The 1,134-nt window shown below is 63.1% G+C and carries 1 protein-coding gene; it reads left to right on the forward strand.

The genetic code is table 11. The annotated features are described in order from the left end of the window. Window position 1 precedes the first annotated feature (1 nt). A partial coding sequence (gene tuf / locus SRAH_RS11705; RefSeq protein WP_029463517.1) for an elongation factor Tu occupies window positions 2-1,134 on the forward strand: 1,133 nt, incomplete at its 3' end.

The following is a 1,134-nucleotide window of genomic DNA, read 5'->3' on the forward strand; positions in this document are numbered from 1 at the left end:
CATGGCAAAGGAAAAATTCCAGCGGACCAAGCCGCACGTCAACGTAGGCACCATCGGCCACGTCGACCACGGCAAAACCACGCTCACGGCGGCCATCACCACCGTGCTGGCAGCCAAATTCGGCGGTCAGGCCAAGGCCTATGACCAGATCGACGCCGCACCCGAAGAAAAAGCGCGTGGCATCACCATCAACACCGCCCACGTGGAGTACGAAACCGCCGGCCGCCACTACGCCCACGTGGACTGCCCCGGCCACGCCGACTACGTCAAAAACATGATCACCGGTGCCGCCCAAATGGACGGCGCCATCCTGGTCTGCTCCGCCGCCGACGGCCCCATGCCGCAAACGCGCGAACACATCCTGCTGGCGCGCCAAGTGGGCGTGCCCTACATCATCGTGTTCCTCAACAAGTGCGACATGGTCGATGACGCCGAGCTGCTCGAACTCGTCGAGATGGAAGTGCGCGAGCTGCTCAGCAAATACGACTTCCCCGGCGACGACACCCCGATCGTGCAAGGTTCGGCCAAACTCGCCTTGGAAGGCGACAAAGGCCCGCTGGGCGAGCAAGCCATCATGAAGCTGGCCGACGCCCTCGATAGCTACATCCCCCAGCCCGAGCGCGCCATCGACGGCGCCTTCCTTATGCCCGTGGAAGACGTGTTCTCCATCTCCGGCCGCGGCACCGTGGTCACCGGGCGCATCGAGCGCGGCATCATCAAGGTCGGTGAAGAGATCGAAATCGTCGGCATCTCCGTCACCCAAAAAACCACCTGCACCGGCGTGGAAATGTTCCGCAAGCTGCTGGACCAAGGCCAGGCGGGCGACAACGTCGGCATTTTGCTGCGCGGCACCAAGCGCGAAGACGTGCAGCGCGGCCAGGTGCTGTGCAAGCCCGGCAGCATCAAGCCGCACACCCACTTCACCGGCGAAGTTTACGTGCTGAGCAAAGACGAAGGCGGGCGCCACACCCCGTTCTTCAACAACTACCGGCCGCAGTTTTACTTCCGCACCACCGACGTGACCGGCTCGATCGAGCTGCCCGAAGGCAAAGAAATGGTGATGCCGGGCGACAACGTCTCCATCACCGTCAAGCTGATCGCCCCGATCGCCATGGAAGAAGGTCTGCGCTTCGC

This window comes from Serpentinimonas barnesii, assembly GCF_000696225.1.
Classification (GTDB): domain Bacteria; phylum Pseudomonadota; class Gammaproteobacteria; order Burkholderiales; family Burkholderiaceae_C; genus Serpentinimonas; species Serpentinimonas barnesii.